The sequence below is a fragment of the Pseudomonas sp. GW821-FHT09C10 genome, assembly GCF_059418085.1.
Genome location: NZ_JBWKPE010000019.1, coordinates 106,656 through 131,719, shown reverse-complemented (window position 1 = coordinate 131,719; position 25,064 = coordinate 106,656). Strand labels below are relative to the sequence as shown.

Here is a 25,064-nt window from a genome sequence, read left to right as displayed (position 1 = left end):
CCTGTAAACCATGTCCCCGGTTAGAAATGTAAACGATGTCCCCGGTTTGTACCGGGGCAAGCCCCCTCCCACATTTGATCTCCACAGGGCACAAGTTAATCGCCACCCCAACAAAAAGCCCCGACTCGCGAGAGCCGGGGCTTTTTGTTGGTGCGCTACAACGGCTTAGCCGTTGAACACATCATCCACGCTTTGCAGCGGGTAGTTTTTCGGATACGGCAGGGTGGCCACACCGGTCTCGATCGCGGCCTTGGCCACGGCATCGGAGATCAGGGTGATCAGGCGCTTATCCATTGGTTTCGGGATGATGTACTCACGACCGAATTCCAGCTTGGCGCCACCGTAGGCGTCGCACACGTCCTGAGGCACCGGCAGCTTGGCCAGTTCACGCAGGGCGTTGGCGGCAGCCACTTTCATCTCTTCGTTGATGCGCTTGGCGCGAACGTCCAGGGCACCACGGAAGATGAACGGGAAGCCCAATACGTTGTTGACCTGGTTCGGGTAGTCCGAACGACCGGTGGCCATGATCACGTCGTCACGGGTGGCGTGGGCCAGTTCCGGGGCGATTTCAGGATCAGGGTTGGAGCAGGCGAACACGATCGGGTTGGCCGCCATGGACTTCAGGCCTTCAGCGCTCAGCAGGTTCGGGCCGGACAGGCCGACGAACACGTCGGCACCGTTCAGGGCGTCAGCCAGGGTGCGCTTGGAGGACGGGTGGGCAAACATCGCCTTGTACTGGTTCAGGTCGGTACGCTCGGACTGGATCACGCCCTTGCTGTCGACCATATAGATGTTTTCCAGCTTGGCGCCCATGCTGACGATCAGCTTCATGCAGGAGATGGCCGCAGCGCCGGCGCCCAGGCAGACGATCTTGGCGTCAGCCAGGGTCTTGCCGGCGATTTCCAGGGCGTTGATCATGCCGGCCGCGGTGACGATCGCGGTGCCGTGCTGATCATCGTGGAATACCGGAATGTCGCACTGCTCGATCAGGGCCTTTTCGATCTCGAAGCACTCAGGTGCCTTGATGTCTTCCAGGTTGATGCCACCGAAGGTGATGGAAATGCGCTTGACCGTGTCGATGAAAGCCTGCGGGCTCTCGGAGTCGACTTCGATATCGAAAACGTCGATGCCGGCGAAGCGCTTGAACAGCACGCCCTTACCTTCCATGACTGGCTTGGAGGCCAGTGGGCCGAGGTTACCCAGGCCGAGAATCGCGGTGCCATCGGAAATCACTGCAACCAGGTTGCCTTTGCCGGTGTACTTGTACGCCAGTTCGGGGTCGCGGGCGATTTCACGTACGGGCTCGGCCACGCCAGGGCTGTAGGCCAGCGACAGGTCGCGGGCGGTGGCGGTGGCTTTGGTGAGCTCTACACTCAGCTTTCCTGGACGAGGATGGGCATGATATTCGAGAGCGGCAGTTTTCAAATCAGACATATCGGCATTCCGCTTTTACTGTTGGTCGACGGACCGCCGAGGATACTCGTGTCGTAAAGTCCCTACAAGACTGGGCAGTCACAGGTGTCAAGGGCCCTGCACTAAGACTTTCGGCCAAGAGCCACGGGATACAAGGGCTCAACTGTTCACAATCGACTTAAAAAATGTCTACAATTTTTTCTCAGTGCGTCGATTTGAGCATACTTGGATCGGTCAACGGCAGAAGCCAGCGCGCCTGACCTTTTTTCAGCCCGCCGCGTCGCGAGCGATCCTGTACCCAGCCCCGCGCCTCAACAGTGCGGCCTTGCAGACCATTAAGCCCGGCAGCATCGAACTGACTGACCAGAGCAGGCGAGACGCGTAATACCAGTGATCCCTGCATTTCAATCCAGATACCGCCGCGATTGCGCTTTACCTGGCTGACCCGGCCACTGACCACGGCAAACCCGGAGCGTTTGAGCTGCACCACAGACTGTACCGGCGATTGGCGCCACAGGCCCAGGCGCGCGTTACGGGCGCTGTTTTCAGCCGCCTGCTGACAGGTGACGAGATCGACATTCGGCGCCACGCCGACCTGGAATCCCAGGCCCTCGGCCAACAGTTGCGCCTCCAGGTTCTCGCCGTCGGCACCATAGAGGTGGGCCAGGGTGCGACCGTAATGATCCTTGCGCTCACGCCCCGGCACCAGGCCGACACGACCACCGCTGGCATCCACCAACCCCTGCAAGCGTTGGCGCGCGGCGACCGCGAAAGGCTCGTCGGCGCGCCCCTTCTTGCCGGTTTCCGGAGCATTGATACCGATCATCCGCACACTGCGGCCATCCTTGAGGCGTACCGTATCGCCATCCACCACCCGCTGCACGTCCACGCGGGCCAGGGCCGCCGGCGCGGGGCAGAATACCTCGGCCTGCACGGCCGTCACCCAAATCGCAGGCACAAAAAAGGCGCCCGCAAGGGACGCCTTTTTCAACAGCTGGCAAAAGCCCATAAGGCTTTTGAGCCTTACTCTGCTGGAGTAGCAGCAGGCTTCTTGCCGAAAGCACCAAAGCGATCTGCGAAGCGCTGTACACGGCCGCCGGTGTCCAGAGTTTTCTGCTTACCGGTGTAGAACGGGTGGCACTCGTTGCATACGTCAGTACCCAGTGGCTTGCACAGGTTCGAGCGAGTTTCGAACTTGTTGCCGCAGCTGCAGGTTACTTCGATGGTTTCGTACGCTGGATGGATATCGGCTTTCATGGTGACTTCCTCGGGCTAGCGTGCCGCCACTCGACACTATTGTCGAATACCGCACGTAATTAGGCCGCGGATTCTACCAGACCTTTTTAAACGCGCAAGCGGCGACACCCATCGCGTGTCAACATAAAAGCACCTTTCATCAGAAAACTGGCGGCTACCCCAAGCCTCCCCCGGTCTGCTAGGCTCCCGCCCCTGCGCCACCGCCTGCCTTTATAGATGAGACCTCTCGCGTGCCCGACGCCATTTTGCGCCTAGCCCTGCCCTCGCCCCTGCGCCGCCTGTTCGACTACCGGGCCCCGGCCGGTGTGCTGCGAGCGCAGTTGCAGCCGGGCATGCGCGTGCGCGTGCCGTTTGGCCGTCGGGAGATGATCGGCATCCTGGTGGAAGTCGCCGACCACAGTGAAGTGCCGGCCGAGAAGCTCAAGCCGGCCATCGCCATGCTCGATGCCACGCCGCCGTTGCCGCCCGCGCTGTTCAAGCTGTGCCTGTGGACCGCCCAGTATTACCAGCACAGCCTCGGTGACACGCTGAGCTGGGCACTGCCGGTGCTGTTGCGCCAGGGCGAACTGGCCGAAACGCGCCAGGAGCGCTTCTGGTCGACGGTGCCCGGCGCGCGCCTTGACGACCCGCGCATCGCCCGCGCCCCGCGCCAGCGTGAAGCCCTGGCAACCCTGGCCCAGCACCCCCATGGCGTCGCCCATCAGCTATTGAGCAAGCTGATGCTGAGCAAGGACAGCCTCGAGCTGTTGCTGGCCAAGGGCTTGGTGCAGGTGGAAATCCGCAGGCACGCCCCTGACCCGCGCCACGAACACTGGCTGGCCCAGCCCGAACTGCCGCTGAACCCTGAACAACGCGCCGCCTATGAAGCGATTCGCGCAGGTTTCGACAGCTTCCATGCGTTCCTGCTGGCGGGCGTCACCGGCAGCGGCAAGACCGAAGTCTATTTGCAACTGATCCGCGAAACCCTGCAGGCCGGCAAGCAGGCATTGGTGCTGATCCCCGAGATCAACCTGGGCCCGCAAACCCTGGCGCGCTTCGAACAGCGTTTCAACGCGCGCATCGCCCTGGTGCACTCGGCGGTCAATGACCGTGAACGCCTGGAGTCGTGGCTGGCGGCGCGGGATGGCGAAGCCGACATTATTATCGGCACCCGCTCGGCGCTGTTCACGCCGATGAAAAATCCCGGGCTGATCATCATCGACGAGGAGCACGACGGCTCCTATAAACAGCAGGAAGGCCTGCGCTACCACGCCCGCGACCTGGCGCTGGTGCGCGCGCGCCAGGAAGACATCCCGATTGTGCTGGGCTCGGCCACACCCTCCCTGGAAAGCCTGCACAATGCCTACACCGGTCGTTACGGGCTGCTGCGCCTGAACGAGCGCGCCGGCGGCGCCAAGCAACCCCGCTTCCTGCGCCTGGACGTAAAAAGCCGGCCGCTGGACAGCGGCATTTCCGGGCCGATGCAACAAGCCATCGGCCAGACCCTGGCAGCCGGCCAGCAGGTCTTGGTGTTTCTCAACCGCCGGGGCTTTGCGCCGACGCTGCTGTGCCATGACTGCGGCTGGATGTCCGAGTGCGAGCGTTGCGATGCGCGCATGACCGTGCACCAGCGCCATGGCGAACTGCGTTGCCACCATTGCGGCCATGTGGAGCGTGTACCGCGCCATTGCCCACAGTGCGGCAAGGTCGACCTGCGTCCGGTGGGTGCAGGCACCGAGCGCGCCGAGGAGCGCCTGGGCATTCTGTTCCCGGACTACCCGGTTTTGCGGGTCGACCGCGACAGCACCTCGCGCAAGGACGCGATGAACCAGCTGTTCGCCACCATCCAGAAGGGCCAGCCGTGCATCCTCGTGGGCACACAGATGCTCGCCAAAGGGCATCACTTCCCCCGGGTGACCCTGGTGTCGATCCTGGATGCCGACGGCGGCCTGTTTTCCGGCGACTTCCGCGCCAGCGAGCGCATGGCGCAGCTGATCGTGCAGGTCGCCGGGCGTGCCGGGCGCGCCGAGGAGCCGGGCAAGGTGATTATCCAGACCCACCTGGCCGACCATCCGTTGCTGATTCAACTGACCGAACAAGGCTACTTTGCCTTCGCCGAACAGGCGCTGAGCGAACGCCGCTCCGCCGGCCTGCCGCCCTTTGCGCACCTCGCGCTGTTGCGCGCCGAAGCCCATAAACCGGGGCAGGCGGAGGGTTTTCTGGATGAAGCCTGCAGCGCCGCCGAACGCTTGCTCGGCGAGCTGGGGCTGAGCGGCATCGAACTGCTCGGCCCGGTACCCGCGCCCATGGAGCGTCGTGCCGGGCGTTATCGTGCCCAGCTACTCTTGCAGGCCACGTCCCGCGCACCGCTGCATCGGCTATTAAGTAGCTGGTTACTTGCGCTGGAGCAAATGCCCAGTGGCCGCCAGGTGCGATGGTCGTTGGATGTAGACCCGGTAGATTTGTATTAAGCCTGGCCATAGGTCCCGCGAAGGTTGGCAAGCCTGCCCTCGCCACGGATAATGCCCAGTTTTTCCACCTGCGCATCGCGCGCCGCCGCTTGCGGTCGAAAGAGAACACCATGAAAGACACCATTCGCCAGCTGATCCAACAAGCCCTCACCCAACTCGTCAACGAAGGTGTGTTGCCTGAAGGCCTGACGCCGGCGATCCAGGTGGAAAACACTCGCGACAAGACCCACGGCGACTTCGCCAGCAACATCGCGATGATGCTGTCCAAGCCGGCCGGCATGAAGCCGCGCGACCTGGCGGAAAAAATCATCGCCGCGCTGCCTGCCGACGAGAGCGTTACCAAGGCCGAAATCGCCGGCCCGGGCTTTATCAACTTCTTCCAGAACACCCAGGCCCTGGCTTCACGCCTGGATGCGGCACTGGCCGACGCCAGGATCGGCGTGCGCAAGGCCGGCCCGGCTCAGCGCGTGGCCATCGACCTGTCGGCGCCCAACCTGGCCAAGGAGATGCATGTCGGTCACCTGCGCTCGACCATCATCGGCGACGGCGTGGCCCGGGTCCTGGAGTTTCTCGGCGACACCGTGATCCGCCAGAACCACGTAGGCGACTGGGGCACTCAGTTCGGCATGCTGATGGCCTATCTGCAGGAAAACCCGATCACCAGCAACGAGCTGTCGGACCTGGAGAACTTCTACCGCGCCGCCAAGAAGCGTTTCGACGAATCCGAAGAATTCGCCGACCGCGCCCGCGGGCTAGTGGTCAAGCTGCAAGCCGGGGACAAGGAATGCCTGGAACTGTGGGGCCGCTTCCGCGAGATCTCGCTGTCCCACTGCCAGGAAATCTACGAGCTGCTCAACGTCAAGCTGACCATGGCCGATGTAATGGGCGAAAGCGCCTACAACGACGACCTGATCAACGTGGTCAACGACCTCAAGGCCAAGGGCCTGCTGGTCGAGAGCAACGGCGCGCAGTGCGTGTTCCTCGAAGAATTCAAGACCGCCGACGGCGAGCCGCTGCCGGTGATCATCGTCAAGGCCGATGGCGGCTACCTCTACGCCACCACCGACCTCGCGGCCGTGCGCTACCGCAGCGGCGTGCTCAAGGCCGACCGTGCGCTGTATTTCGTCGACCAGCGCCAAGCCCTGCACTTCCAGCAGGTGTTCGAAGTGGCACGTCGCGCCGGTTTCGTCACCCATCCGATGCACATGGAGCACATGGGCTTCGGCACCATGAACGGCGCCGATGGCCGCCCGTTCAAGACCCGCGACGGCGGCACCGTCAAGCTGATCGACCTGCTCAACGAAGCCCAGGACCGCGCCTACAACCTGGTGAAGGAAAAGAACCCGGAGCTGGCCGAGGCCGACCTGCGCAACATCGCCCGCGTGGTGGGGATTGGCGCGGTGAAATACGCCGACCTGTCCAAGCACCGCACCAGCGACTACAGCTTCAACTTCGAACTGATGCTCAACTTCGAGGGCAACACCGCGCCGTACCTGCTGTACGCCTACACCCGCGTGGCCGGTGTGTTCCGCAAGCTGGGCAAGGACTTCAGCGAAGTCGAAGGCCGCATCGTGCTGGACGCGCCCCATGAACAGGAGCTGGCCGCCAAGCTCGCCCAATTCGGCGAAGTGCTGAACAGCGTCGGCGAGAAAGGCACACCGCATATCCTGTGCACCTACCTGTACGAAGTCGCCGGGTTGTTCTCCAGCTTCTACGAGAACTGCCCGATCCTCACCGCCGACGACGAAGCTCAGAAGCAAAGCCGCCTGCGCCTCGCCGCACTGGCTGGACGGACCCTCAAGCAAGGCCTGGAACTGTTGGGCCTGGAAACTCTGGAGCGTATGTAAGTTGGCTGCCAAGAAAAAACCTGCACCCAAGCGCGGCGCCAGCCGTTACCAGGCCCCGGCGAAGAAGCCAATCCCAGGCTGGTTGTGGATGGCCATCGGCCTCACGGTCGGCGCGTTTATCGTGTTCCTGATGAAGCTGGATCCAGGCCAGGGCGATGACGTCAAACGGGTCAAGCAGGAGCAGCAGAAGGCCACGAAAATGGCCGAAGCCAACAAGACTGCACCGAGCCCGACGGCACCGGTAAAGCCGAAGTACGACTTCTATACGCTGCTGCCGGAATCGGAAGTGATCGTGCCGCCTGACGCCGTGCCGGAGAAAACCCTGCCGACGCCGCAAGTGCCGACCACGCCCGTCACCCCTGCGGAAGCGGCGAAAATCGACACGGCGCGGGCCCAGGCAGCGTTGGCCGGGATTACTCCGCCGCCAGCACCACCGGTTGCCGAAACCAAGGCCGCGCCGGTGACCAAGTTCTTCCTGCAGGCAGGCTCGTTCCCGAAGCAGGCCGATGCGGATCGCGTGCGTGCGCAGATCATTCTGTTGGGCCAGACGGTGACGGTGGAGTCCGGCACGGTGAAGGACGCGACCTGGTATCGCGTGCTGGTGGGGCCGTTCAGCAACCGCGAACAGCTGACCGTGGCGCAGAAGCAATTGGCCGGGGCCGGGTTTAGCAACCTGTTGTTACAACAGCGCCAGAGCCGATGATTCTGGCTCAACTTCGATAAAAATGTGGGAGGGGGCTTGCCCCCGATGGCGGTGTATCAGTCGCCGAAAATATTGACTGATCTACCGCTATCGGGGGCAAGCCCCCTCCCACATTTGGTATTGCAGCGCTCTGAAATGGGTGTCAGACCGATAAACACCACTCGTCCGCCATAAACCCCATGGTTGAAATCCCCCCCGCCACCCCCATATGAGTTTCCATCAGGGCATTTTCGCCCCGCTGCGTGGAGACTCTCCCTTGACCACCATCGTTTCAGTACGTCGCCACGGCAAAGTCGTCATGGGCGGCGACGGCCAGGTTTCCCTGGGCAATACCGTGATGAAAGGCAATGCGAAAAAAGTGCGTCGCCTGTATCACGGCCAGGTCCTCGCCGGTTTTGCCGGCGCCACCGCCGACGCCTTCACCCTCTTCGAGCGTTTCGAAGGCCAGCTGGAAAAACACCAGGGCCACCTCGTACGTGCCGCTGTCGAACTCGCCAAAGAATGGCGCACCGACCGTTCCCTCAGCCGCCTGGAAGCCATGCTGGCCGTCGCCAACAAAGATGCGTCCCTGATCATCACCGGTAACGGCGATGTGGTTGAACCTGAACATGGCCTGATCGCCATGGGCTCCGGCGGCGGGTATGCACAAGCCGCAGCCAGCGCACTGTTGAAGAAAACCGACCTGTCGGCCCGCGAAATCGTCGAGACCGCCCTGGGCATTGCCGGCGATATCTGCGTGTTCACCAACCACAACTTCACCATTGAGGAGCAGGACCTCGCCGAGTAAGCCGTAGGCTTATTCCCGCTTGAGGCCGCCAAACACTATGTCCATGACTCCCCGCGAAATCGTCCATGAACTCAATCGCCATATCATCGGCCAGGACGATGCCAAGCGCGCGGTTGCCATCGCGCTGCGTAACCGTTGGCGCCGGATGCAACTGCCCGAAGAATTGCGCGTTGAAGTAACACCGAAGAACATCCTGATGATCGGCCCGACCGGCGTCGGTAAAACCGAGATCGCGCGACGCCTGGCCAAACTGGCCAACGCACCGTTCATCAAGGTCGAAGCGACCAAGTTCACCGAAGTCGGCTATGTGGGCCGCGATGTCGAGTCGATCATTCGTGATCTGGCCGACGCTGCCCTGAAACTGCTGCGCGAACAGGAAATGACCAAGGTCAGCCACCGTGCCGAAGACGCCGCCGAAGAACGCATCCTCGACGCCCTGCTGCCACCGGCGCGCATGGGCTTCAACGAAGACGCCGCACCGGCCTCGGATTCCAACACCCGCCAGCTGTTCCGCAAGCGCCTGCGTGAAGGCCAGTTGGACGACAAGGAAATCGAGATCGAAGTCGCTGAAGTCTCTGGCGTCGACATCTCCGCACCGCCTGGCATGGAAGAAATGACCAGCCAGTTGCAGAACCTGTTCGCCAACATGGGCAAGGGCAAGAAGAAAAGCCGCAAGCTCAAGGTGAAGGAAGCACTGAAACTGGTGCGCGACGAGGAAGCCGGGCGCCTGGTGAACGAGGAAGAACTCAAGGCCAAGGCCCTGGAAGCGGTTGAGCAGCACGGCATCGTGTTTATCGACGAGATCGACAAGGTGGCCAAGCGCGGCAACGCCGGCGGCGTCGATGTATCGCGCGAAGGTGTGCAGCGCGACCTGCTGCCGCTGATCGAAGGCTGCACCGTCAATACCAAGCTGGGCATGGTCAAGACCGACCACATCCTGTTTATCGCGTCGGGTGCGTTCCACCTGAGCAAGCCAAGCGACCTGGTGCCCGAGCTGCAAGGCCGCCTGCCGATTCGCGTAGAGCTGAAGGCGCTGACCCCCGGCGACTTCGAGCGCATCCTCAGCGAACCCCATGCGTCGCTCACCGAGCAGTACCGTGAGCTGCTGAAAACCGAAGGGCTGGGCATCGAGTTCCTGCCGGACGGTATCAAGCGCCTGGCGGAGATTGCCTGGCAGGTCAACGAGAAGACCGAGAACATCGGTGCGCGCCGCCTGCACACCTTGCTTGAGCGCCTGCTTGAGGAAGTGTCCTTCAGCGCCGGCGACATGGCGGGAGCGCAGAATGGCGTAGCGATCAAGATCGACGCCGACTACGTCAACAGCCACTTGGGCGAATTGGCGCAGAACGAGGACTTATCGCGGTATATTCTGTAAGCCTCACACAGAACTGCTTTGCTTCAAATGTGGGAGGGGGCTTGCCCCCGATAGCGGTGGATCAGTCAGCTTATCTATAGCTGACCCACTGCAATCGGGGGCAAGCCCCCTCCCACATTTTTAAGCCGGTTTATTCAAGAGCACCTCATATGGCCAAGTTTCCTACCGCTGTAAACCTGCACAAAACCTCCAACACTCTAGGCCTCACCTACGGCCCCGACGAGGTCTACCAGTTGCCCGCCGAACTGCTGCGGGTGCATTCGCCTTCCGCCGAGGTCCAGGGCCACGGCAAGCCTATCCTGCAATTCGGCAAGCTCAACGTGCGGTTGACCAAGATCGAACCGGCCGGCCAGTACGCACTGAAATTGACCTTCGACGACGGGCATGACAGCGGACTGTTCACCTGGGACTACCTCTACCAATTGGCCGTGCGTCAGGACGCGTTGTGGGCCGATTATCTCGCCGAGCTCAAGGCAGCCGGCAAAACCCGCGATCCGAGCGAGTCGGTCGTGCGGCTGATGCTCTAGTCCAGGCTTCTTGCTCTTTAGAGGGCATTTTCTAATTTCATCTGCTTGAATGCCCTGTCGCGTGGCCAACGATTGGCCCGCTTGCGAAAAAAATTAAACTCGGGTAACCAATGGAACTGGCAAGTTCCCTGCATTTGACGATGCGGTATCAACGGTCACCCGAGTCGCAGTACCTGGCTTGTGTTGTGTATCGAAACCTGGTGCGCAGCGGTACCCGGTACTCGTCTTTCGGACAATGGAGCGTCGTAGATGAGTAACAAGAACAACGATGACTTGAAACGCCAGGCCTCGGAAAACACCCTGGGGCTCAACCCGATCATCGCGTTACGTAAAAAGGATTTACTGGCCTCGGCCAAGATGGTGCTGACCCAAGCCATCAAGCAGCCGTTGCACAGCGTCAAGCACGTCGCCCACTTTGGCGTTGAATTGAAGAACGTGATGTTCGGCAAATCGCAGCTGCAGCCCGAAAGCGATGACCGTCGCTTTCACGACCCAGCCTGGAGCCAGAACCCGCTCTACAAACGCTACCTGCAAACCTACCTGGCGTGGCGCAAGGAACTGCACGACTGGATCGGCGACAGTAACCTGTCGGAGCAGGACATCAGCCGCGGCCACTTCGTGATCAACCTGATGACCGAAGCCATGGCCCCCACCAACAGCGCAGCCAACCCGGCGGCGGTCAAACGCTTCTTTGAAACCGGCGGCAAGAGCCTGCTCGACGGCCTGTCGCACCTGGCCAAGGACATGGTGCACAACGGCGGCATGCCGAGCCAGGTCAACATGGGCGCGTTTGAAGTGGGCAAGACCCTGGGCATCACCGAAGGGGCGGTGGTATTTCGCAACGACGTGCTGGAGCTGATCCAGTACAAGCCGATCACCGAACAGGTGCACGAACGCCCGCTGCTGGTGGTACCGCCGCAGATCAACAAATTCTATGTATTCGACCTGAGCCCGGAGAAGAGCCTGGCGCGCTTCTGCCTGCGCAACGGGCAGCAGACCTTTATCGTCAGTTGGCGCAACCCGACCAAGGCCCAGCGCGAGTGGGGCCTGTCGACCTATATCGAGGCGCTCAAGGAAGCGGTCGACGTGGTCACCGCGATCACCGGCAGCAAAGACGTGAATATACTCGGCGCCTGCTCCGGCGGTATCACCTGCACCGCCCTGCTGGGCCACTACGCGGCGCTGGGGGAGAAGAAGGTCAACGCCCTGACCCTGCTGGTGAGCGTGCTGGACACCACCCTGGACACCCAGGTGGCGCTGTTCGTGGATGAGCAGACCCTGGAAGCGGCCAAGCGCCATTCCTACCAGGCCGGTGTACTGGAAGGCCGCGATATGGCCAAGGTGTTCGCCTGGATGCGCCCCAACGACCTGATCTGGAACTACTGGGTCAACAATTACCTGCTGGGCAATGAGCCGCCGGTGTTCGACATCCTGTTCTGGAACAACGACACCACACGCTTGCCGGCGGCCTTCCACGGCGACCTGATCGAACTGTTCAAAAACAACCCACTCGTGCGCGCCAATGCCCTGGAAGTGTGCGGCACGCCCATCGACCTCAAGCAGGTCACGGCCGATATCTATTCACTGGCCGGCACCAACGACCACATCACGCCCTGGCAGTCGTGCTACAAGTCGGCACAGTTGTTCGGTGGCAAGGTGGAATTCGTGCTGTCCAGCAGCGGGCATATCCAGAGCATCCTTAACCCGCCCGGCAACCCCAAGGCGCGCTATCAGACCAGCGACAGCCTCGCGGGCAAGCCACTGGAGTGGCAGGAGAACGCGACCAAGCATACTGACTCGTGGTGGCTGCATTGGCAGGCGTGGCAAGCGGAACGGGCGGGCAAGCTGAAGAAGGCACCGACGACTTTGGGTAACAAGACCTATGCCGCAGCGGAAGCAGCCCCCGGGACTTACGTACACGAACGCTGAATTGAAATGGGGTCGAGTGTGGGGATCGCAGTGTGTCAGCCATCTGATCCATTGGCTGATCAATTGCAATCGGGGGCAAGCCCCCTCCCACAGTTGGCCTGCATTCCAACCGTCACATCTCACAGGGCTTGAGCATGCCGCAACCGTTCATCTTCCGTACCATCGACCTGGATGGCCAGACCATCCGCACGGCGGTACGCCCGGGCAAGCCCCACTTGACGCCATTGCTGATCTTCAACGGCATCGGCGCCAACCTTGAGCTGGTGTTTCCGTTCGTCCAGGCCCTGGACCCCGACCTGGAAGTGATCGCCTTCGATGTGCCGGGCGTGGGTGGCTCCTCGACGCCCAACCGGCCTTATCGTTTTCCCGGCCTGGCCAAGCTCACCGCACGCATGCTGGACTACCTGGACTATGGCCAGGTGAATGCGGTGGGCGTGTCCTGGGGTGGCGCCTTGGCGCAGCAGTTTGCCTACGACTACCCGGAGCGCTGCAAGAAGCTGATCCTGGCCGCGACCGCGGCCGGTGCCTTTATGGTGCCAGGCAAGCCGAAGGTGCTGTGGCTGATGGCCAGCCCCCGGCGCTACATCCAACCGTCCCACGTGGTGCGCATCGCACCGATGATTTATGGCGGTTCGTTCCGCCGCGATTCGAAACTGGCGGCCGAGCACGCGAGCAAAGTGCGCTCGGCCGGCAAGCTGGGCTACTACTGGCAGCTGTTCGCGGGGCTGGGCTGGACCAGCATCCACTGGCTGCACAAGATCCGCCAGCCGACCCTGGTGCTGGCCGGGGACGACGACCCGCTGATCCCGCTGGTCAACATGCGCATGCTGGCCTGGCGCATTCCCAACGCACAGTTGCACATCATCGATGACGGCCACCTGTTCCTGATCACCCGGGCTGAAGCCGTGGCGCCGATCATCATGAAGTTTCTCGAGGAGGAGCGCATGCGGGCCGTGATTCACCCGCGACCAGCGGTGTAAGGACCACACCGCCGCGCAACTTGCCGAGAACCGACTATGGTTCTGAATTGGCGTGCCTGTTGATGGCTTGAGGAAGGAGTGTTGGCTCATGCGAGAAAGACCCGTGACGAACCCGGCGCCCACCCCTGCCGCGTTCATCAACGCACAAAACGCGATCACCGGCCTGCGCGGTCGGGATTTGCTGTCGACCTTGCGCAGCGTTGCCGCCCACGGCTGGCGCAACCCGGTGCATACCGCCCGTCACGCCCTGGCCCTGGGCGGTCAGCTGGGTCGAGTGCTGCTGGGTGAGACGGTGCACGAGCCCAACCCACGGGACAGCCGCTTCAGCGACCCGACCTGGACGCTCAACCCGTTCTACCGACGCAGCCTGCAAGCCTATTTGAGCTGGCAGAAGCAGACCCGCCAGTGGATCGATGACAGCTCACTGAGTGACGACGACCGCGCCCGCGCGCACTTTGCCTTCGCCTTGATCAACGACGCCGTGTCGCCCTCCAACACCCTGCTCAACCCGCTGGCCGTCAAGGAGCTGCTCAACTCCGGCGGCAACAGTGTGGTGCGCGGCGTGAGCAACCTGTTCGACGACCTGCTGCACAATAACGGCCTGCCACGCCAGGTGAGCAAACAAGCCTTTGAAGTCGGCAAGACCGTGGCCACCACCCCAGGCTCGGTGGTGTTTCGCAATGAGCTGCTGGAGTTGATCCAATACAAGCCCATGAGCGAAAAACAGTACGCCAGGCCGCTGCTGATCGTGCCGCCGCAAATCAACAAGTACTACATCTTCGACCTGAGCCCGGCCAACAGCTTCGTGCAGTACGCCCTCAAGAACGGCCTGCAGACCTTCATGGTCAGCTGGCGCAACCCGGACGTACGCCACCGCGAATGGGGCCTGTCCACCTATGTGGCGGCGCTGGAGGAAGCACTCAACGTCTGCCGGACCATCACCGGCGCCCGTGAGGTCAACCTGATGGGCGCCTGCGCCGGTGGCCTGACCATCGCCGCCCTGCAAGGCCACTTGCAAGCCAAGCGCCAGCTGCGTCGTATCTCCAGCGCCAGCTACCTGGTGAGCCTGCTGGACAGCCAGATCGACAGCCCCGCCATGCTGTTCGCCGATGAGCAAACCCTGGAAGCCGCCAAGCGTCGTTCCTACCAGCAAGGAGTGCTGGACGGCCGCGACATGGCCAAGGTGTTCGCCTGGATGCGTCCCAACGACCTGATCTGGAACTACTGGATCAATAACTACCTGCTGGGCAAGGAACCGCCGGCTTTCGACATTTTGTACTGGAACAACGACAACACGCGCCTGCCCGCCGCACTGCATGGCGACCTGCTCGATTTCTTCAAGCACAACCCGCTGAGCCATCCCGGCGGCCTGGAAGTGTGCGGCACCCCCATCGACCTGCAGAAGGTCACGGTGGACAGCTTCAGCGTGGCCGGGATCAACGACCACATCACGCCGTGGGACGCGGTGTATCGCTCCACACAATTGCTCGGTGGCGAGCGGCGCTTCGTGCTGTCCAACAGCGGGCATATCCAGAGCATCCTCAACCCGCCGGGCAACCCCAAGGCCAACTACGTCGAAAATCCCAAGCTGAGCAGCGACCCGCGTGCCTGGTACTACGACGCCAACCACGTCGAGGGCAGTTGGTGGCCGCAGTGGCTGGCGTGGATCCAGCAGCGCTCGGGCGTACAGCGCGAAACCCTCACCGCCCTGGGCAACCAGAACTACCCACCGATGGAAGCGGCGCCCGGCACCTATGTGCGAGTGCGCTGAGCTCAACGATCAGATTAAGAAGACTGGATGAAGACCCGCGACCGTATCCTTGAATGTGCCCTGCAGTTGTTCAACCAGAAGGGCGAGCCGAACGTGTCGACCATGGAGGTGGCCAATGAAATGGGGATCAGCCCCGGCAACCTCTACTACCACTTCCATGGCAAGGAACCGCTGGTGCTGGGGTTGTTCGAGCGCTTCCAGGGCGAGTTGGCGCCGCTGCTCGACCCGCCGGCGGACGCGCAACTGCAGGCCCAGGATTACTGGCTGTTCCTGCACCTGATCATAGAACGCATGGCCCAATACCGGTTTTTGTTCCAGGACCTGTCGAACCTGGCGGGGCGCCTGCCGAAACTGGCCAAGGGCATTCGCAACCTGCTGACCGCACTCAAGCGCACCCTCGCGTCCTTGCTGGCGCGTCTGAAGGCGGACGGGCAACTGGTCAGTGACACCCAGGCGCTGGGCCAGTTGGTGGAGCAGATCACCATGACCCTGCTGTTCTCCCTGGACTACCAACGCATTCTCGACCGTGAGGGCGAGGTGCGGGTGGTGGTGTATCAGGTCATGATGCTGGTGGCGCCACACCTGCTGTTGCCGGCGCGACAGGCGACGGAACGATTGGCGCTACGTTATCTGGACGATCAGGGCTGACTACCCGAGCTTTCCGAACTGGTGAGTAAACTTGAACAGTTCACTGTCGTTCCTGATTCCCAATTTTCGATAGGCGGATTGTTTTTGCGTGCTGATCGTACTTGCACTTCGAGAAAACTTAGCCGCAATGGAGTTCACGGACATACCGTCCAGAAAACACCGCAATACTTCCTGCTCTTTTGGCGTCAGGCATTCGTTAAACTGCAAAGGCTTCGAAAAGTCTCTGTCCGATTTAATCTTTCCTTCCTTCAATACGGATTGCACACCCTGCAGCGCAGGCACCATGCAAAGCTGCAGGTAAATCCGTCCCTGGGCGACCGTTCGGATTGCCGTGATCAACTCCGTCAGGTTTTGGGTTTTTCCCATGATCCCCCGGCATCCCGCCTTCAACGATAAAGAAACAGTGGCGGGCGTGTAGTGCGAACACACAATCAAGAGCCTGCAGGTGCTGAAACGCCGGTGCAGCGCCTCGATCAGGCTGAGGCCATCGCTGTCCGATGGCGCGAGGCTAAATTCCATCACCACGACATCGGCCGGCCGCCGCGTAAGAGCCTCCAGCAGTTCCTTGCCGGTTCCGAAGGAACCGATCACCGCAAGGTCGGCCTCCTTGCTCAACCCCAACTCGATGCCCTGCCGAACCATCTCGTGATCATCCAGCAGCATGACGGTATGCGTAGTGGACATTGAAGTAGCCATAATTACACCCATACAAGTGAATACAGCACCACACCCATAATCGCTCTGGTTAAATACACGGTATACCCAGTTACAGGCGAGGATCAATACGACAATTCAATAAGAAAAAACCCTTCAGGCATAACTTACAGATATTTCCCAGTACTACAGAAAACACCTACAAAAGTTAAATTAACTTATCGAACGATCACGAGATAAGTCTCGCTGGTTCTCTATGGATAGCACTCGGCAAACGCGACAAATTAGGGCACCCCGCCATTCGAAAGATCAGCGATCTTCATCGGCGACGGGCTAGACCTATGAATGACGACTGGAAATATCATGAACGTTAACCCCCTCTCCACGATTACGGCCGTGCTGGCCTTGACCGTCGCCGCTTCACAACCGGCGCACGCAGCAGATGGCATCATCAAGTTCAGTGGTCTTGTGACAGACCTGACGTGCACGGTCGAAGGTGCAGCCCCCGGCACTGGCGCAGTCGTCAAGGACGTCAACCTGGGAGGCGTCTCGGCGGCACGCCTGGCAAGCGCGGGCAGTCGTGCCAACCCGACGGGCTTCACCATCCGTATCGGCGCGCCGGGTGAAGGCAGCTGCAGCAACGGGCGTACCGCCATGGTCGCGTTCGATCCAACCAGCCCGGCCATTGATGTGGCGACCGGGCGCTTGAACATCGACGGCTACGATGACCCGTCCGACACCAGCACCGCCAAGAACGTACAGGTGGAAGTGACTCAACGTGATGGCACGCCGATCAACGTCTACACCGAGAAATCGGCCGGCGCGGTGATCGTCGACAACCAGGCCGTGATCCCGCTCGCGGCGCAAATGTATGCCAGCGGCCCTGCCACCGAAGGCAAGGTCAACACCCGTGTGGGCTTCTTGATCGAGTACGCCGAGTAAGGCAACCCAGGGGCCTGACACGATGAAAAGAATCGCCTGCCTGACGCTGGTTGCCACCGCGGCTTGCGCGTGGCTCTGGCTGTTGCCGCTTCCTGCCCGCGCAGGCGTGATCATCCATGGCACACGCGTGATCTACCCCATGCAGCAGCAGGAAGTCGTGGTGCGCCTGGAGAACAAGGGGCCGCTTCCGGCGCTGGTGCAAACCTGGCTGGACACGGGCGACCGGCATTCGACACCGGCAACGGCCCACACACCGTTCATTCTCTCGCCACCGCTCTTCCGCATTGAGCCGCACCAGCAACAGGCTTTGCGCCTGCGCTATGGCGCAGGCGCCTTGCCGGCCGACCGTGAAAGCCTGTTTTGGTTGAACGTGCTGGAAGTACCACCGCTTGCCGCTGACGCTGCACACAACAACCAGATCGAATTGTCGTTCCGCACCCGTTTGCGGGTGTTTGTGCGCCCGCCGGCATTGCCCTACCCCGTCGACAGCGCCCCGGAAAAACTGCAGTGGAAGCTGGTGGCCCATGAACAGGGTTTCGCCCTGCAAGCCACCAACCCCACGCCGTACCATATTTCCATCGCCTCGATCGAGTTGCTGAACGACGGGAAACGTTTCAGTAAAGCCGCCAACAAAGACGCCAACGACAGTCTGCTGATGCCGGACGGTGACGTGAAACTGTTTGTGCTGCCCCTGCTGCGCCATCACCCCGTCGATGCAGCCACGGTCGAATTCACCACCGTCAGCGACTTTGGTGCTCGAGTCCGTCACTCGGCCCGCCTTGCCCTTCAACCGCAGGATGACCGATGACATGAAGACAGCTATCCGCTCACACCTGCCGGCCCGGTGCATGGCGTTGGTGCTTGCGCTGTTGACCACCCTCCCCGTGCAGGCGAGCGTGGTCATCAACAGCACCCGAATTGTCTACCCGCAGGACGACAAGGAGGTGACGATCAGACTGCACAGCAAGAACCAGGCACCGGTGCTGATCCAGGCTTGGCTGGACAGCGGCGATGAGCAATCAACACCGGATCTGGCGACAGCGCCCTTCGTCCTCACGCCACCGATCTTCCGCATGGAGCCAGGCAAGCAACAGGTGGTACGTATGGCCTACACCGGCGAAGCCTTGCCCAGGGCACAGGAAAGCCTGTTCTGGTTCAACGTGCTGGAGGTGCCCTCACGCTCCCAGGGCGGCCAGCAGGGCGATCAGGTGCAGTTCGCCTTCCGCTCGCGCATCAAGGTGTTTTTGCGCCCGTCGAACCTGCCTTACCAGGTCGAGGAAGCCCCCGGGAAGCTGCAGTGGCGGTCTGTCCGGGGCGAACATGGCCAGGCGCTGGAAGTCTTCAATCCGACGCCTTACCACGTGACGTTCGAGCGCATCGAAGTGCAAGTGGCAGGGCAGCACCATGTCCGCGAACCGGCGGCGTCGGGTACGGAGAATATGGTGACGCCCGGTGGGCGCGCCCGCTTTGAGTGGCCTCGCCTGAAAACCCCGATGGGCAGCGCTGCAACCGTCGAGTTCCAGACGCTCGACGATTTCGGGGTCAAGACCCACCACAGCAGCGAGGTCTCTCCATGACGGCCGTTCTTCTGTAGCAATCCCACTTCGCCTTATCGAAAGCACCGTCGATTGATACCCCATTCAGTGGGTAGGGATGCCCTTTGCCGACATTCGGGGAGCCCGTTTATGGAAACGCGAAAAATGAGTTTTTACACGCCTGCCAGGCTCGTAAGCCGGCCCCGTTTAAAGCAGACGCTGCGTGGCGTGCTGTTGGTAAGCGGAGCCCATGCCATGGCCGCCAATAGTGCAGAACAGGCTGAGTTCAACCCGGCTTTCTTTACCGGCGGCCGGGGCGGGCTGCCGATCGATATTGCACGGTTCAACCAAGGCAACGTCGTGCTCCCTGGCAACTATCGCACCGACATCCACCTCAATGGCCAATGGGTTGGGCGTGAAACCCTGACGTTCATTGCCGTGGAAGGTCAGCAGGTCGCGCAGTTGTGCCTGGAGCGTGATGTGCTGCTCAGGTTTGGCATTGACCTGCAAACCACTGAAGCCAATCAGGCGTCCCGTACGCCGTTTGCGCGCTGTGCGGATATCGGCACCTACCTGCCGGGAGCCAGCAGCCAATTTGATTCAGGTGAAAACCGTCTGGATTTGCAAGTGCCGCAGGTTTTCCTGGCGCGCAAGGCGCGGGGCTATGTCGACCCGCAGCACTGGGACAGCGGGATCGATGCCGCCTTTGTGCGGTACAACGTCAATACGTTCGCCACCCAGACCGATACGCGCGCACTCGGCTCCAGCTACCTGGGCCTGAACACTGGGCTCAATCTGGGCGATTGGCACTGGCGACATAGCGGCAGCTACAGCCATTCAGAGGTTGCCTCGAGCTATCAAAGCAGCGCCACCTATGTGCAGCACGAAGTGGACACGTTGCAGTCCCAACTGATGGCGGGCGAAATCTACACGCCGGGCGAACTGTTCGATAGCGTGCGCCTGCGGGGTGCCAGCCTGTCCAGCGACGATCGGATGCTGCCCGACTCATTGAGCGGATTTGCACCGGTAGTGCGTGGCGTTGCCGAGACCAACGCGCGGGTCAGCGTGCGCCAACGCGGCGTGTTATTGGACGAAGTGTCTGTAGCACCCGGCCCGTTTGTCCTCAACGACCTGTTTCCCACCGGGTATGGGGGCGACCTGAGCGTCACCATCACCGAGGCCGACGGCCGCCAGCGTGAGTTCATCGTACCGTTCGCCGCCAACGCCAACCTCTTGCGTCCCGGCCACAGCCGCTATGCATTGAGCGTCGGCCAGCTGGATGAAGTGGGCCTGCACCATCCGCCCGCGCTGGTGCAGGCCACTTATCAGCATGGCCTGAGCAATCGCCTCACGGGGTACACCGGCGCAACGCTCGGCGACGACTACCAATCGCAGTTGCTGGGTACGGCGTTCAACACCTCAGTAGGTGCGTTGTCGTGCGACCTGACGCATTCGAGCGCGCATCTGCCGGGGCATGGTTCACGCCAGGGGCAAAGCGTACAACTGCGCTACAGCAAGAACTTCACCGACACGGGCACCCACTTTGCCCTCGGGGCGTACCGCTACTCCACCGAAGGTTTCCTGAATGTGGCTGATGCCGCGCGCATTCGCGACCTGGCCATCGACGGACTGAACCCGGATAACCTGTCGCGGCTGCGCAACAGAATGGACATCAGCCTCAACCAGAGCCTGGGCAACGGTTCGGTGTACCTGACCGGTTCTTCACAACATTATTGGAACCGCACCCATGGCAACCTGACCTTTACCGCCGGGTACAGCGGCACGTGGCGGGGCCTCCACTATCTGCTGAGCGCACAGCGCAGCCGTGATCTGCGCAGTGAGCACGGGGACAAGCAACTGGAGCTCACCTTGAGCCTGCCACTGGGCAGCCACGCCCATTCGCCGACATTGACCACCACCGCCTATGGCGGCGATCAAGGCAGCGGCGAGCGCGCCAGCCTGGGCGGCAGCCTGGGTGAGCACAATCAGTTCAGCTACAGCGTCAGTGCCAACCGGACCCAGGGCAACAGCAACGCCACCAGTGCCGACATGAAATACCACACCCGCCATGGCGTACTCTCCGCCAGCCATGGCCAGAGCAGCACATACCGCTCCACATCGCTTGGCATGACCGGAGGCATTGTCGCCCACGCAGACGGTGTGACCCTCGCCCCAGAACTCGGCGATACCATCGGCATCGTCCAGGCGCCTGACGCCCAAGGCGCGCGAATCAATGGCAATCACAGCGCGCAAATCGGCAAAGGCGGCTTTGCCGTGGTGCCGCACCTCACCCCTTACCGCCAGAACATCGTGGAACTGGACCCGAAGGATCTGTCCACCGATGTGGAGCTCAAGACCGCGGCCCGGAACGTGGCCCCCCGCGCCGGTGCAGTGGTGAAACTGCAGTTCGAGACGACCAGCGGCCAGGCCTTGTTGATCACGGCACTGCGCGAGGATGGCAGCTCGTTGCCGTTCGGTGCGGATGTGTTCGATGAGGACGGCGCGAGCGTCGGGGTGGTCGGGCAGGGCGGTCAGGCTTTTGTGCGCGTGCCCCGTACACAGGGGCCATTGACGATCAAGTGGGGTCCCCATGCCGGTGCCGCATGTCAGTTGCATTACGACTTGGCTACACAGTCGAACACTGCCGGCACCCAGCGCTTACTCAATCTGAACGCGGGCACCTGCCGGCCCGATACAGCACAGCGCATGACACCCTCGAGCGAGAGCAATGCAAGCAGTTGATCCGGCGCAGGCGAGTAATGCCATTGCACTGCTTGCCTGCAAACGCCCTATTTCTTTTGCGGGACTGAAGATGAAACGCGCCATACAACTCATATCAACAGTGCTGATCCTTGGCTCGCCAATCGCGGCTCAAGCGGCGTGTGACAGGTATCAGAACGACACATTCACACTCACCCTTCCTTCCACAATCGTCGTACCGGACAGCCTCCCGGTGGAGTCTGAAATTGTCATTAAGGAGTTCACTGGCACGGCACCCTATTTCACTATGTACTGCAGCAACACTTTATTAACGATTACCGGGCGCTATGGCCCAAGGTCTCACGCAAAGTACTACGAGACCGAGGTTCCCGGTGTGGGTGTACACATGCGCATCCGACATTCCGGCGCGCTTTACCCTTTCTTTGGCATGCATAGTCAAAAAAACACCATCAGCGGTGCGCTCACGAGCTTCATGGCTGCGGAGTTGAGGTTCTATAAGGCCGGGCCTGTAACAGACGGGACAGTGCCTGCCGGAGACATTTGGGTGCAGAGACTGGATAACCGCCCGGAGAGTTTTACCCTGAGGCTCGGCAACGCAGTACGCTTTGTCAGGCCCGCCGCCACCTGCGATCTGGCAGCCGGCGACGCCAACCGCACGATCTCCCTAGACCCGGTGCAAGTCGGCGCATTCGAACACTCCACCACCGTCGGCGCCCGCGAATTTGAGCTGTCGGCGCAGTGCACCAACGCCTCCAACGTCACCTTCAGTTTTTCTGGCACCCCCGCACCAGGCAATGACCGGCTGTTCGCCAATACCGGCACCGCTGGCGGAGTGGCCCTATGGCTTTACTCCCGCCTCGATGGGGGCGTCCAGAACATTCTCGCCAATGGCACCGAGAATAGCCGCACGGTACCGGTTTCCGGCAACCGTGCAGTCTTGCCGCTTGGCGCGGCGTACCACCTGAACGGCACGGTCAGCCAGGGCACGCTCGCCAGTACCGCCACCGTCACCATTACCTACAACTGAAACCCTGAGCACTCTTTGATGAAGATCCGAACGCGCGCCCTGCTGCTGACAATGACTGCGAGCCTGGCCTTCCTGCCTGCCGTGCACGCCGATACCACCGGCACTTTAAACTTTACCGGCCAAGTCAACGCCGGTACCTGCGACCTTGCCGCAGGTGACCTGAACCGCAGCCTCGCCCTGCCGGCCATCAAGATTTCGGACTTCGATTCGACCTCCACGGCAGGCTCGCTTGATTTTGAGATTTCTGCCGAATGCGACTCGGATATACGCAAGGTGGTTTTCCAGTTCGGGGGCACACCCGCAGAGGCGAACCCCTTGTTGTTCTCCAATACCGGAACGTCGACAGGGACGGCCCTGGCGTTATCACACCGCGCGGCCAAGGCGTACGCCATCCCGGCGAACGGCAAGGTCGAGCAGCGCAGCCGTACGATTGCAACAAAAGGTAAGAAAGCCGTGATACCACTCACGGCGGCATATCACAAAACCGGCGTAGCGATCACCCAAGGAACACTGGCCAGCGCGGTGACTGTCTCGATCACTTACAACTGAGGCACTGACAACGCGCAAAAAAAATGCCCCACCTTCTCAGGTGGGGCATTTTTTGTGTCCCGGAAAAATCAGGACTGACTGGTTGGCGTCGGGGTGACCGGCGTTGCAGTCGGGGCGGCAGCAGGCGTGGGTGCCGACACCGAGTTGGCTGTCGAAGCAGACGGTGCCGTGGTTGCCGGCTTGGCGGCAACAGCAGGCTTAGGCGCTGCCGGTTTTTTCGCTGCAGCTGGCTTCTTCGCCGCAGCAGGTTTGGCGGCTGGCTTGGCCACCGGTTTCGCGGCAGCAGGCTTGGCTGCAGGTTTAGCAGCGGCAGGCTTGGCCGCGGGTTTGGCGGCTGGCTTAGCGGCCGGTTTGGCAGCGGCTTTGGCTGCTGGCTTGGCCGCAGGTTTGGCAGCGGCTTTCGCAGCCACGGGTTTAGCGGTGGCCTTGGCAGCCGGTTTGGCCGCTGCGGTTTTGGCAGCCGGTTTAGCGACTGCTTTTGCAGCAGCCTTGGCCGCAGGTTTTGCAGCTGGCTTGGCGGCAGCTTTCACCAGAGGTTTGGCAGCCGTTTTAGCCGCCGGTTTGGCAGCGGCCGTTTTTGCAGCAGGCTTGGCAGCCGGTTTAGCGGCAGCCGCTTTCACTGGAGCCACTTTGGCACCGGTCAGTTTTTCAATTTGCTTTGTCAGGGTATCGACCTTGCTGTGCAGGGTCTTCAGCTCAGCCTTACTCGGCACGCCCAGGCGCGAAATAGCACTGTTGAGGCGCTTGTCCAGAGCCCCTTCGAGTTCGCCCCAAGTACCCAATACCTGTTTTTTCGCATCACTGATGCGCGAACCGGCAGTCGCTTTGGCAGCACCTACTTGTTTACCCACTGCGCTCTTGGTCAACTTCTCGGCTTTCTCGCCGTCTTTAACCAACGTCTCGAAGAGTTTACTGCCGTCACTGTCGATCTTCGAGTAAACGCCTAAACCAGCCAGCCAGATCTTGCGGGAATACTCTTCAACTTTCCCGACCCACGAGCTGCCTTCTTTCTGAGTAGTCTTTTTAACAGCCATCCCGATGTCTCCTTAGTGTTTACGCGCGACACGTTCGAGCAATGCCGTCAGCTCTTCGAGCTTAGCAGAGAGTGTCTCCACGTCATGTTTAGACGCAATGCCAATTCGATTCAAGGCACTGGCAACGCGAGTATCAAAAGCTTTTTCAACTTTATCCAGCTGAACTTCTACCAGACCTTTGACCGCGGAGACATTACTCTTTACTTGATCAATCTGACTGTTGGCCGCATCAAGTTGTTCCACTGCAACTTTTTTGCCTTTACTTTCAACATGTTGACCGGCTTTAACCAGCTCTTTGAAGTAGTCGCCGCCCTCGCTGCCGACCTTCGCGTAGGCACCAAGACCTGCCAACCAGATCTTGCGGGCGTAGGTTTTAACGTCACTCAACGCGCCGGTCTGAGCATCGATTTTTTTCTTCAGGATAACTTTGGCCATGGTGCACCTCACGCAGGAAAGGGGGGAGGAACGGCCCGCAGGAGTTGAGGACCTGGGCACAAAGTAGGCTGGAAAATTAGAATCGGCACCCTAAGTACTCGCGGATCAGGCCAAGGCTTTATCCAGGGCTTTCTCGATTTCGGATTTGATGGTGCCACTCATGGCCGACATCAACAGGCCCAGTTCCACATCAATGCGCAGCAAATCATCCGCCACCAATACGGTGCCTTTAACCCCCGAACGCTTGAGGTTCAAGGTATCGCCGGACCAGGAGGGCTCCAGGCCATATTGCTCCTGGAGTTTATGCGCCAACTTCTCGGCCTTTGCGCGTGCCCCTTCTTTACCCAGGGAATGTGCACGCTCAACGGTTATACGGGCCATTACGATGACTCCTCTTTATAGGGATTTGAATACCTTGAATGCGGCAAAAGGTCTCGGTGACCCTCTATCTTACCTGCAGCCTTGCCAAGACAAAGCAGG

The 25,064-nt window shown here is 61.0% G+C and carries 23 protein-coding genes; 16 read left to right on the top strand and 7 right to left on the bottom strand.

The window, feature by feature from the left end; translation table 11 throughout:
• Positions 1–165 precede the first annotated feature (165 nt).
• From AC07OT_RS28395 to rpmE, 3 genes are all read right to left on the bottom strand, one after another.
• Complete coding sequence (locus AC07OT_RS28395; protein WP_027605010.1) at positions 166–1,434, bottom strand: malic enzyme-like NAD(P)-binding protein; 1,269 nt, start codon at positions 1,432–1,434, stop codon at positions 166–168.
• A gap of 181 nt (positions 1,435–1,615) precedes the next feature.
• The gene (locus tag AC07OT_RS28390) at positions 1,616–2,422 is read right to left on the bottom strand and encodes a thermonuclease family protein (protein WP_495109625.1); all 807 of its coding nucleotides are present in this window, start codon (positions 2,420–2,422) and stop codon (positions 1,616–1,618) included.
• A gap of 14 nt (positions 2,423–2,436) precedes the next feature.
• Positions 2,437–2,670, bottom strand: coding sequence for a 50S ribosomal protein L31 (gene rpmE / locus AC07OT_RS28385; RefSeq protein ID WP_005784030.1), 234 nt, complete (start codon positions 2,668–2,670; stop codon positions 2,437–2,439).
• Positions 2,671–2,900: 230 nt separating this feature from the next.
• Between rpmE and AC07OT_RS28380 the strand changes: the two genes are divergently transcribed.
• From AC07OT_RS28380 to AC07OT_RS28335, 10 genes are all read left to right on the top strand, one after another.
• Positions 2,901–5,120 (top strand): primosomal protein N', encoded by a 2,220-nt coding sequence (locus AC07OT_RS28380; protein WP_495109624.1) that lies wholly within the window; start codon positions 2,901–2,903, stop codon positions 5,118–5,120.
• A 110-nt stretch (positions 5,121–5,230) separates the two neighbouring features.
• Complete coding sequence (argS, locus tag AC07OT_RS28375; RefSeq protein WP_027605013.1) at positions 5,231–6,967, top strand: arginine--tRNA ligase; 1,737 nt, start codon at positions 5,231–5,233, stop codon at positions 6,965–6,967.
• A 1-nt stretch (position 6,968) separates the two neighbouring features.
• Complete coding sequence (locus AC07OT_RS28370) at positions 6,969–7,670, top strand: SPOR domain-containing protein (RefSeq protein ID WP_027605014.1); 702 nt, start codon at positions 6,969–6,971, stop codon at positions 7,668–7,670.
• A 256-nt stretch (positions 7,671–7,926) separates the two neighbouring features.
• Positions 7,927–8,457 carry an ATP-dependent protease subunit HslV gene (hslV, locus tag AC07OT_RS28365; RefSeq protein ID WP_010563201.1) on the top strand — a complete coding sequence of 177 codons (531 nt, stop codon included), beginning with the start codon at positions 7,927–7,929 and terminating at the stop codon, positions 8,455–8,457.
• 37 nt (positions 8,458–8,494) lie between these two features.
• Entirely contained in the window at positions 8,495–9,832 is a 1,338-nt protein-coding gene (gene hslU / locus AC07OT_RS28360; RefSeq protein ID WP_065940783.1) for an ATP-dependent protease ATPase subunit HslU, read from the top strand.
• A 149-nt stretch (positions 9,833–9,981) separates the two neighbouring features.
• On the top strand, positions 9,982–10,359 hold the full coding sequence (locus AC07OT_RS28355) for a gamma-butyrobetaine hydroxylase family protein (RefSeq protein WP_027605016.1): 378 nt from the start codon (positions 9,982–9,984) through the stop codon (positions 10,357–10,359).
• A gap of 249 nt (positions 10,360–10,608) precedes the next feature.
• Positions 10,609–12,288 (top strand): class II poly(R)-hydroxyalkanoic acid synthase, encoded by a 1,680-nt coding sequence (gene phaC, locus AC07OT_RS28350; RefSeq protein ID WP_495109623.1) that lies wholly within the window; start codon positions 10,609–10,611, stop codon positions 12,286–12,288.
• A 134-nt stretch (positions 12,289–12,422) separates the two neighbouring features.
• Entirely contained in the window at positions 12,423–13,268 is an 846-nt protein-coding gene (gene phaZ / locus AC07OT_RS28345) for a poly(3-hydroxyalkanoate) depolymerase (protein ID WP_027605018.1), read from the top strand.
• Positions 13,269–13,356: 88 nt separating this feature from the next.
• Positions 13,357–15,039: a class II poly(R)-hydroxyalkanoic acid synthase gene (gene phaC, locus AC07OT_RS28340; protein ID WP_495109622.1), complete on the top strand. Its 1,683-nt coding sequence runs from the start codon at positions 13,357–13,359 to the stop codon at positions 15,037–15,039.
• Positions 15,040–15,066: 27 nt separating this feature from the next.
• Entirely contained in the window at positions 15,067–15,687 is a 621-nt protein-coding gene (locus AC07OT_RS28335) for a TetR/AcrR family transcriptional regulator (RefSeq protein WP_065940780.1), read from the top strand.
• On the opposite strand, the gene AC07OT_RS28330 is transcribed toward AC07OT_RS28335, so the two are convergent.
• Positions 15,688–16,350 (bottom strand): response regulator, encoded by a 663-nt coding sequence (locus tag AC07OT_RS28330; protein ID WP_495109629.1) that lies wholly within the window; start codon positions 16,348–16,350, stop codon positions 15,688–15,690.
• A 354-nt stretch (positions 16,351–16,704) separates the two neighbouring features.
• Between AC07OT_RS28330 and AC07OT_RS28325 the strand changes: the two genes are divergently transcribed.
• The 6 genes from AC07OT_RS28325 to AC07OT_RS28300 all read left to right on the top strand — a co-directional run bounded on the left by AC07OT_RS28325 (position 16,705) and on the right by AC07OT_RS28300 (position 23,115).
• Entirely contained in the window at positions 16,705–17,283 is a 579-nt protein-coding gene (locus AC07OT_RS28325) for a fimbrial protein (RefSeq protein WP_495109621.1), read from the top strand.
• Between the two features lie 22 nt (positions 17,284–17,305).
• Complete coding sequence (locus AC07OT_RS28320) at positions 17,306–18,091, top strand: fimbrial biogenesis chaperone (RefSeq protein WP_253492983.1); 786 nt, start codon at positions 17,306–17,308, stop codon at positions 18,089–18,091.
• 1 nt (position 18,092) lies between these two features.
• Positions 18,093–18,860: a fimbrial biogenesis chaperone gene (locus AC07OT_RS28315; RefSeq protein WP_495109620.1), complete on the top strand. Its 768-nt coding sequence runs from the start codon at positions 18,093–18,095 to the stop codon at positions 18,858–18,860.
• Between the two features lie 123 nt (positions 18,861–18,983).
• Positions 18,984–21,560 (top strand): fimbria/pilus outer membrane usher protein, encoded by a 2,577-nt coding sequence (locus AC07OT_RS28310; RefSeq protein ID WP_495109628.1) that lies wholly within the window; start codon positions 18,984–18,986, stop codon positions 21,558–21,560.
• 70 nt (positions 21,561–21,630) lie between these two features.
• Complete coding sequence (locus tag AC07OT_RS28305) at positions 21,631–22,566, top strand: fimbrial protein (RefSeq protein WP_065940981.1); 936 nt, start codon at positions 21,631–21,633, stop codon at positions 22,564–22,566.
• 18 nt (positions 22,567–22,584) lie between these two features.
• Complete coding sequence (locus AC07OT_RS28300; protein ID WP_495109619.1) at positions 22,585–23,115, top strand: fimbrial protein; 531 nt, start codon at positions 22,585–22,587, stop codon at positions 23,113–23,115.
• A 68-nt stretch (positions 23,116–23,183) separates the two neighbouring features.
• Here the strand turns inward: AC07OT_RS28300 and AC07OT_RS28295 are convergent, their stop codons facing one another.
• The 3 genes from AC07OT_RS28295 to AC07OT_RS28285 all read right to left on the bottom strand — a co-directional run bounded on the left by AC07OT_RS28295 (position 23,184) and on the right by AC07OT_RS28285 (position 24,965).
• Positions 23,184–24,149, bottom strand: a complete 966-nt coding sequence (locus AC07OT_RS28295; protein ID WP_065940774.1) for a phasin family protein — start codon at positions 24,147–24,149, stop codon at positions 23,184–23,186.
• Between the two features lie 12 nt (positions 24,150–24,161).
• Positions 24,162–24,584: a phasin family protein gene (locus AC07OT_RS28290; RefSeq protein WP_065940773.1), complete on the bottom strand. Its 423-nt coding sequence runs from the start codon at positions 24,582–24,584 to the stop codon at positions 24,162–24,164.
• 105 nt (positions 24,585–24,689) lie between these two features.
• Positions 24,690–24,965 (bottom strand): polyhydroxyalkanoic acid system family protein, encoded by a 276-nt coding sequence (locus tag AC07OT_RS28285; RefSeq protein WP_065940772.1) that lies wholly within the window; start codon positions 24,963–24,965, stop codon positions 24,690–24,692.
• Between the last annotated feature and the right edge of the window lie 99 nt (positions 24,966–25,064).

Excerpts from the sequence above, each read along its gene's own strand:
- AC07OT_RS28395 (WP_027605010.1), bottom strand. The coding sequence starts at position 1,434 with ATGTCTGATTTGAAAACTGCCGCTCTCGAATATCATGCCCATCCTCGT.
- AC07OT_RS28390 (WP_495109625.1), bottom strand. The coding sequence starts at position 2,422 with ATGGGCTTTTGCCAGCTGTTGAAAAAGGCGTCCCTTGCGGGCGCCTTT.
- rpmE (WP_005784030.1), bottom strand. The coding sequence starts at position 2,670 with ATGAAAGCCGATATCCATCCAGCGTACGAAACCATCGAAGTAACCTGC.
- argS (WP_027605013.1), top strand. The coding sequence starts at position 5,231 with ATGAAAGACACCATTCGCCAGCTGATCCAACAAGCCCTCACCCAACTC.
- hslU (WP_065940783.1), top strand. The coding sequence starts at position 8,495 with ATGTCCATGACTCCCCGCGAAATCGTCCATGAACTCAATCGCCATATC.
- AC07OT_RS28355 (WP_027605016.1), top strand. The coding sequence starts at position 9,982 with ATGGCCAAGTTTCCTACCGCTGTAAACCTGCACAAAACCTCCAACACT.
- phaC (WP_495109623.1), top strand. The coding sequence starts at position 10,609 with ATGAGTAACAAGAACAACGATGACTTGAAACGCCAGGCCTCGGAAAAC.
- phaZ (WP_027605018.1), top strand. The coding sequence starts at position 12,423 with ATGCCGCAACCGTTCATCTTCCGTACCATCGACCTGGATGGCCAGACC.
- phaC (WP_495109622.1), top strand. The coding sequence starts at position 13,357 with ATGCGAGAAAGACCCGTGACGAACCCGGCGCCCACCCCTGCCGCGTTC.
- AC07OT_RS28335 (WP_065940780.1), top strand. The coding sequence starts at position 15,067 with ATGAAGACCCGCGACCGTATCCTTGAATGTGCCCTGCAGTTGTTCAAC.
- AC07OT_RS28330 (WP_495109629.1), bottom strand. The coding sequence starts at position 16,350 with ATGCTGCTGGATGATCACGAGATGGTTCGGCAGGGCATCGAGTTGGGG.
- AC07OT_RS28325 (WP_495109621.1), top strand. The coding sequence starts at position 16,705 with ATGAACGTTAACCCCCTCTCCACGATTACGGCCGTGCTGGCCTTGACC.
- AC07OT_RS28320 (WP_253492983.1), top strand. The coding sequence starts at position 17,306 with ATGAAAAGAATCGCCTGCCTGACGCTGGTTGCCACCGCGGCTTGCGCG.
- AC07OT_RS28315 (WP_495109620.1), top strand. The coding sequence starts at position 18,093 with ATGAAGACAGCTATCCGCTCACACCTGCCGGCCCGGTGCATGGCGTTG.
- AC07OT_RS28310 (WP_495109628.1), top strand. The coding sequence starts at position 18,984 with ATGAGTTTTTACACGCCTGCCAGGCTCGTAAGCCGGCCCCGTTTAAAG.
- AC07OT_RS28305 (WP_065940981.1), top strand. The coding sequence starts at position 21,631 with ATGAAACGCGCCATACAACTCATATCAACAGTGCTGATCCTTGGCTCG.
- AC07OT_RS28300 (WP_495109619.1), top strand. The coding sequence starts at position 22,585 with ATGAAGATCCGAACGCGCGCCCTGCTGCTGACAATGACTGCGAGCCTG.
- AC07OT_RS28295 (WP_065940774.1), bottom strand. The coding sequence starts at position 24,149 with ATGGCTGTTAAAAAGACTACTCAGAAAGAAGGCAGCTCGTGGGTCGGG.
- AC07OT_RS28290 (WP_065940773.1), bottom strand. The coding sequence starts at position 24,584 with ATGGCCAAAGTTATCCTGAAGAAAAAAATCGATGCTCAGACCGGCGCG.
- AC07OT_RS28285 (WP_065940772.1), bottom strand. The coding sequence starts at position 24,965 with ATGGCCCGTATAACCGTTGAGCGTGCACATTCCCTGGGTAAAGAAGGG.